General features: G+C 52.3%; 6 protein-coding genes. 3 read left to right on the forward strand and 3 right to left on the reverse strand.

Annotation, left to right across the window (positions count from 1 at the left end):
• Nucleotides 1–49 precede the first annotated feature (49 nt).
• Nucleotides 50–2,332 (forward strand): formate C-acetyltransferase, encoded by a 2,283-nt coding sequence (gene pflB / locus AOY24_RS19705; RefSeq protein ID WP_043001198.1) that lies wholly within the window; start codon nucleotides 50–52, stop codon nucleotides 2,330–2,332.
• A gap of 204 nt (nucleotides 2,333–2,536) precedes the next feature.
• Nucleotides 2,537–3,277, forward strand: coding sequence for a pyruvate formate lyase 1-activating protein (gene pflA, locus AOY24_RS19710; protein ID WP_043001199.1), 741 nt, complete (start codon nucleotides 2,537–2,539; stop codon nucleotides 3,275–3,277).
• 115 nt (nucleotides 3,278–3,392) lie between these two features.
• Here the strand turns inward: pflA and AOY24_RS19715 are convergent, their stop codons facing one another.
• Entirely contained in the window at nucleotides 3,393–4,541 is a 1,149-nt protein-coding gene (locus AOY24_RS19715) for an MFS transporter (protein ID WP_044265771.1), read from the reverse strand.
• 313 nt (nucleotides 4,542–4,854) lie between these two features.
• Here AOY24_RS19715 and ycaC point away from each other — a divergent pair, with 313 nt between their 5' ends.
• Nucleotides 4,855–5,481 (forward strand): isochorismate family cysteine hydrolase YcaC, encoded by a 627-nt coding sequence (ycaC, locus tag AOY24_RS19720; RefSeq protein ID WP_043001201.1) that lies wholly within the window; start codon nucleotides 4,855–4,857, stop codon nucleotides 5,479–5,481.
• Nucleotides 5,482–5,673: 192 nt separating this feature from the next.
• Here the strand turns inward: ycaC and AOY24_RS19725 are convergent, their stop codons facing one another.
• Together AOY24_RS19725 and AOY24_RS19730 are read right to left on the reverse strand one after the other, a co-directional pair.
• A complete protein-coding gene (locus tag AOY24_RS19725; RefSeq protein WP_043001202.1) occupies nucleotides 5,674–6,537 on the reverse strand; it encodes a dimethyl sulfoxide reductase anchor subunit family protein in 864 nt (287 codons plus the stop codon).
• 1 nt (nucleotide 6,538) lies between these two features.
• Nucleotides 6,539–7,147: DMSO/selenate family reductase complex B subunit (locus AOY24_RS19730; protein WP_072185390.1), on the reverse strand; the 609-nt coding region annotated here is incomplete at its 5' end.

The following is a 7,147-nucleotide window of genomic DNA, read 5'->3' on the forward strand; positions in this document are numbered from 1 at the left end:
CGCGATACACGCAGTAAATAAAAAATCCACTTAAGAAGGTAGGTGTTACATGTCCGAGCTTAATGAAAAGTTAGCCACAGCCTGGGAAGGTTTTACCAAAGGTGACTGGCAGAATGAAGTAAACGTCCGTGACTTCATTCAGAAAAACTACACTCCGTACGAGGGTGACGAGTCCTTCCTGGCTGGCGCGACTGATGCGACCACTGCACTGTGGGACAGCGTAATGGAAGGCGTTAAACAGGAAAACCGCACTCACGCGCCTGTTGACTTTGACACCTCTGTTGCTTCCACCATCACTTCTCACGACGCTGGCTACATCAATAAAGCGCTCGAGAAAATTGTTGGTCTGCAAACTGAAGCTCCGCTGAAACGTGCGATCATCCCGTTCGGTGGTATCAAAATGGTTGAAGGTTCCTGCAAAGCGTACAACCGCGAACTGGACCCGATGCTGAAAAAAATCTTCACTGAATATCGTAAAACCCACAACCAGGGCGTTTTCGATGTTTACACCAAAGACATTCTGAACTGCCGTAAATCCGGTGTTCTGACTGGTCTGCCGGATGCCTATGGCCGTGGCCGTATCATCGGTGACTACCGTCGCGTTGCGCTGTACGGTATCGACTTCCTGATGAAAGACAAATACGCTCAGTTCGTTTCCCTGCAGTCTGACCTGGAAAACGGCGTAAACCTGGAAGCGACTATCCGTCTGCGTGAAGAAATTGCTGAACAGCACCGTGCGCTGGGTCAGATCAAAGAGATGGCTGCGAAATATGGCTGCGATATCTCTGGTCCGGCAACCAACGCTCAGGAAGCGATTCAGTGGACTTACTTCGGCTACCTGGCTGCGGTTAAATCTCAGAACGGCGCGGCAATGTCCTTCGGTCGTGTCTCCACCTTCCTGGATGCATACATCGAACGTGACCTGAAAGCAGGCAAAATCACTGAACAAGACGCTCAGGAAATGATTGACCACCTGGTCATGAAACTGCGTATGGTTCGTTTCCTGCGTACGCCTGAATATGATGAACTGTTCTCCGGCGACCCGATTTGGGCAACGGAATCCATCGGTGGTATGGGCGTTGATGGCCGTACTCTGGTTACCAAAAACAGCTTCCGCTTCCTGAACACCCTGTACACCATGGGTCCGTCTCCGGAGCCGAACATCACCGTTCTGTGGTCTGAAAAACTGCCTCTGAACTTCAAGAAATTCGCCGCTAAAGTGTCCATCGACACCTCTTCTCTGCAGTATGAGAACGATGACCTGATGCGTCCGGACTTCAACAACGACGATTACGCTATCGCTTGCTGCGTAAGCCCAATGGTTGTTGGTAAACAAATGCAGTTCTTCGGTGCGCGTGCAAACCTGGCGAAAACCATGCTGTACGCAATCAACGGCGGCGTTGATGAAAAACTGAAAATGCAGGTTGGCCCGAAATCTGAGCCAATCAAAGGCGACGTGCTGAACTATGACGAAGTCATGGAGCGCATGGATCACTTCATGGACTGGCTGGCTAAGCAGTATGTCACCGCGCTGAACGTTATCCACTACATGCACGACAAGTACAGCTACGAAGCCTCTCTGATGGCGCTGCACGATCGTGATGTTATTCGCACCATGGCATGTGGTATCGCAGGTCTGTCCGTTGCGGCTGACTCCCTGTCTGCTATCAAATATGCGAAAGTTAAACCGATTCGTGATGAAGACGGTCTGGCTATCGACTTCGAAATCGAAGGCGAATACCCGCAGTTTGGTAACAACGACGCGCGCGTTGATGACATGGCGGTTGACCTGGTTGAACGTTTCATGAAGAAAATTCAGAAACTGAAAACCTACCGTGATGCTATCCCGACGCAGTCTGTTCTGACCATCACCTCTAACGTTGTGTATGGTAAGAAAACCGGTAACACCCCAGATGGTCGTCGTGCTGGCGCGCCGTTCGGACCAGGTGCTAACCCGATGCACGGTCGTGACCAGAAAGGTGCTGTTGCCTCTCTGACTTCTGTTGCTAAACTGCCGTTTGCTTACGCGAAAGATGGTATCTCTTATACCTTCTCTATCGTTCCGAACGCACTGGGTAAAGACGACGAAGTTCGTAAGACTAACCTGGCCGGTCTGATGGATGGTTACTTCCACCATGAAGCGTCCATCGAAGGTGGTCAGCACCTGAACGTGAACGTGATGAACCGTGAAATGCTGCTGGACGCGATGGAACATCCGGAAAAATATCCGCAGCTGACCATCCGTGTATCTGGTTATGCAGTACGTTTTAACTCCCTGACGAAAGAACAGCAGCAGGACGTTATTACCCGTACCTTCACTCAGACCATGTAATGTGTTTTGACTGAAATCACGCGGTAAAAGGCGTACAATAAAGGCTCCACGTAAGTGGGGCCTTTTTAACAGGTCGTTTCCCGACTGCAGCCTGTTTTGTCAGCTATCTATACTCAATGGATAACCGCCAAAACAGACTCGACACAGCCAATGAGCTGTGCACCAACACGGCCCCGGATGGGCCACATCTGGAGAAACACCGCAATGTCAGTTATTGGTCGCATTCACTCCTTTGAATCCTGTGGTACCGTTGACGGCCCAGGCATCCGCTTTATTACTTTCTTCCAGGGCTGCCTGATGCGCTGTCTGTATTGCCACAACCGCGATACGTGGGACACGCATGGCGGTAAAGAAGTCACCGTTGAAGAACTGATGAAAGAGGTCGTGACCTATCGCCACTTTATGAACGCATCCGGCGGCGGCGTAACGGCGTCAGGCGGTGAAGCCATCCTGCAAGCGGAATTTGTCCGTGACTGGTTTCGTGCCTGTAAGCAAGAAGGTATCCATACCTGTCTGGATACCAATGGTTTTGTTCGCCGCTACGACCCGGTGATTGATGAACTGCTGGAAGTCACCGACCTGGTGATGCTCGACCTCAAGCAGATGAATGATGAGATCCACCAGAACCTGGTCGGCGTTTCCAACCACCGTACGCTGGAGTTCGCACGCTATCTGGCAAACAAAAATATCAACGTGTGGATCCGTTACGTCGTGGTACCTGGCTGGTCCGACGATGACGACTCCGCGCACCGACTCGGTGAATTTACCCGCGATATGGGCAACGTTGAAAAAATCGAGCTCCTGCCCTATCACGAACTGGGTAAACATAAATGGGTGGCGATGGGCGAAGAGTACAAACTCGATGGTGTACATCCACCGAAGAAAGAAACGATGGAACGCGTTAAAGGCATTCTTGAGCAGTACGGGCATAAAGTGATGTATTGATTGCGTCTTTTAAAAAGGCTATCCGACGGGTAGCCTTTTTACTTTCTGTCGGGGAATACAGAACATTAACCAAAACAGGATGCAATAACACACATTGCTTCCTGTTGACGCTGAATTAAACGTGAGCAACCGGGTTCGGAGTATGTCCGGCATTGCGCAGCAGCATCAGCAAATAAATAAACGACACGCTGGCAATCATAATAAACAGAAGATTATCGGAATAATTCTGCATCAACATGGCGGTGAAGGAAGGCCCTAACAGGCTGCCAACGGTGTAGCTTAGCAGCAGCGCCTGGTTCATCGCCACCAGTTGATGATGTTCCACTTTTTCACAGGCCCAGGCCATCGCGACCGGATAGAGCGTAAAACCGGCCGCCCCCAGGATAAAGAGCGCAGGTGCCATCGCTGCCTGGCTTAACATCGCGATGCTTCCGAGGATGACCACAAACACCTGCACGCGCAGTACCAGCAGTCGACCAAACTTATCCGCCAGTCTCCCGATTGGCCACTGCCCGAGGATCCCCGCGCTAACCAGCACCGCCATCCAGAAACCGATACTGGCATTACTCATGCCCTGATGATTGAGATAGAGCGGCATCAGGCCGTACAGCGAACCCAGGACAATCCCAGAAATGATGCAGCCGTTAACGCCCAGCCGCGCCTGACGCAGTTTCAGCATTGCGGTAATTGGCGTGTCGTTGTGTTCATCAGACTGTTGATTCAGGATGCGGGTAAAGAGCAGCGGTAAAATCCCTGCCAGAATCAGTCCCGTCGCCCACGGCAGCACATTCATCAGTTCCGTCGAGACTTTGCTGACCAGCAGTTGTCCGAGGAAGGTCCCCACATAATAGACCATCATGTAGGCCGCCAGCAGGCGACCGCGGTTACGTGATGTCCCGCTGCACATCAGCGCACTCTCCACAACCACCCAGATCATCGCGCAGCCAATGCCCGCGACAAAGCGCCATGCCAGCCAGCTCCAGAAGCCGACCATCACCCCGAGGCCCACACAACCGGCCGCAAAAATCAGCGAGGCAAGATAGTAACTACGGTTAAACCCGAAGCGTTTGATTAAAACCCCTGTCAACAGCGTCCCGACCAGGTTACCGGTGAAATAGGACGAACTGATCATACCCACCTGCCACGTCGGCAGGTTTTCCTGGGCGAGCCAAAGCGGGACGAGCGTGTTCAGCACCGCAATCGCCAGGGTCAGCAGAAGTAGACCAGCCAGCAAAAGCAAGACAGGTCGGGTATAGGTGGACATGAGTATAAACCGTGAGGAAGTTCAAATTTCACGCGCATCATGCCACCAACAAAAACATTGTCAATCGGCGGAAACCGTGGTGTGGCGGCCCTTTTCCGTCTTCGATTGAATTTATTGATTAAGATTATGTATTACTGACAACCAATCAACTACAGGTGACTGTTTTTATTGATTTAACGCAAAGGTATTCCGTTTCGATCAGTCGAAAAATCTCATAGTCCCGGCAGGTTTTTTTTTCCGTTCTATGCTTTGAATGAACCATACGCACCTGAATGAATTCGGGCGCAGAGTTGACTCAAGCAAGGAGAAGAGAATGACCAGGCCTTATGTTCGTCTCGATAAAAATGACGCAGCGGTTCTTCTGGTGGATCACCAGGCCGGATTGCTGTCACTGGTCAGGGATATTGACCCTGATAAATTCAAAAACAACGTGCTCGCGCTGGGTGATTTAGCCAAATACTTCAAGCTGCCTACCATCCTCACCACCAGTTTCGAAACCGGACCAAACGGCCCGCTGGTCCCCGAATTAAAAGCCCAGTTTCCTGATGCCCCGTACATTGCGAGGCCAGGGAATATCAACGCCTGGGATAATGAAGACTTCGTGAAGGCCGTCAAAGCCACGGGGAAAAAGCAGTTGATCATTGCGGGTGTAGTGACCGAAGTTTGTGTGGCATTTCCGGCGCTGTCAGCCATTGAAGAAGGTTTTGATGTCTTCGTCGTCACCGACGCGTCGGGTACGTTTAATGAAATTACCCGTCATTCGGCGTGGGATAGAATGTCGCAGGCCGGTGCTCAGCTCATGACATGGTTTGGTGTGGCCTGTGAACTGCACCGTGACTGGCGTAATGATATTGAGGGGTTGGCGACGCTGTTCTCCAACCACATTCCTGATTATCGCAACCTGATGACCAGCTACGATACGTTGACTAAACAGAAATAGTAAAACCGGGGCGAAAGCCCCGGTGAGAGTGATGACAAACTTCATCCCGATACCGGAAAAGTAAAGATCACCTCATTAAAAACCAGGAAAATCAATTCATTGATTTTCGGCTGATAACCACAAGGAAGGAAAAACCACGCTTTTTCTTTCCTTGTCAGTAATCTGACCGGGGCGAAAGCCCCGGTTATTCACTTAGCTGGCAACCGCCATACCGACGGTCATATGCAGACCGTAGAATACGCCGCGACCAATCAGTTCTCCCACCAGCAGCAGAATAAAGGCCACTGACAGCAGCGGAACCGCAGGCTGATACCCTTTCAACTGCGGAACAATCCAGCAGCACAAGGCCAGCGCCAGCACCCCAATCCGCCAGGCCATCAACGCCCCGTAGTCAGGTACCAACGCAGAAGCCTGCTGAATAGAGCTGTGAATGGTCGCCAGTTCTGCGCCCTGCATCACCGACATGATGGCACTGACCACCAGCGCCAGCAGTGAAACCGCAGGCAACAGACGCATCGCCCAGCCATCGACTCCCGCCACGCGCAGCAGCAGATAGCCCAGCAGTGGCCCCCCCATCAGCAGAGTCAGGAAGAAGCCCAGCGGCGTCCAGACGCTGTACCAGGTCGGTACGGTATCAATGCTGTTATAGACGCGCACCATCATCCAGACGAACAGTACACCCAGCACCATCGTCAGCAGCAGCCACAGGTTACGCAGAGCCGGAGAGAGCTTTTTCAACACCGCCAGCAGCCAGCCGATCCCGCCAACCGCAAAGAAAATCGAACCGCTGGCAATTTCATTACTCAGCGCCGATGAACCGACACGGTTAAGCGAGTTAAACGCCCGCATTGGCGAGCCAAGGTGCAGCATAGATGCGATAAAGCCAATCCCCATCAGCACCCACAGCGCAAACATGCAGGTAATCACGCGCTGTTGCGTTTCGGCCCGCAGGTCGCCTTTCATTAGCGCCAGCGCCAGGACAATGAAGCCACCGACCACACATTGTCCGAAGACCGTGAAGATCATCAGCGGCCATTCATGCCATCCACTTCCCATCTTACACCTCCTTCGGATTCGCCAGATAACCGGTGGTATCCCCGGTCGGGCGGCTGTTGGCATTCGGTTTGATCACAATACTCGGCTTCGTAAAGTGTGCGCCAGGCAGCGGAGCAACCGCCGCCAGATCGCCGTGTTTCTGACGCAGTTCGTCGACAGGACCGAAATCCAGCGCACGTAGCGGACAAGATTCGACACAGATCGGTTTCTTGCCTTCCGCCACCCGGTCATGACAGCCGTCGCATTTGGTCATGTGGCCTTTGGCGGCGTTGTACTGCGGCGCGCCGTACGGACAGGCCATATGGCAATAACGACAGCCGATGCAGACATCTTCATCCACCACCACAAAGCCGTCTTCCCGTTTGTGCATCGCCCCGCTCGGACAGACCTTGGTACAGGCCGGATCTTCACAGTGGTTACAGGCAATAGAGAGATAATAGGCAAACACGTTCTGGTGCCAGACGCCGTTGTCTTCCTGCCAGTCTCCGCCCGCATATTCATAAATGCGGCGGAAGCTGACATCCGGGGTTAAGTCTTTGTAATCTTTACAGGCCAGTTCGCAGGTTTTACAACCGGTGCAACGGCTGGAATCAATAAAAAATCCATACTG

This window comes from Citrobacter sp. CtB7.12, assembly GCF_001297795.1.
Lineage (GTDB): Bacteria > Pseudomonadota > Gammaproteobacteria > Enterobacterales > Enterobacteriaceae > Citrobacter_A > Citrobacter_A amalonaticus.

Coding starts and splice junctions, on each gene's coding strand:
- pflB (WP_043001198.1), top strand. CDS start 50: ATGTCCGAGCTTAATGAAAAGTTAGCCACAGCCTGGGAAGGTTTTACC.
- pflA (WP_043001199.1), top strand. CDS start 2,537: ATGTCAGTTATTGGTCGCATTCACTCCTTTGAATCCTGTGGTACCGTT.
- AOY24_RS19715 (WP_044265771.1), bottom strand. CDS start 4,541: ATGTCCACCTATACCCGACCTGTCTTGCTTTTGCTGGCTGGTCTACTT.
- ycaC (WP_043001201.1), top strand. CDS start 4,855: ATGACCAGGCCTTATGTTCGTCTCGATAAAAATGACGCAGCGGTTCTT.
- AOY24_RS19725 (WP_043001202.1), bottom strand. CDS start 6,537: ATGGGAAGTGGATGGCATGAATGGCCGCTGATGATCTTCACGGTCTTC.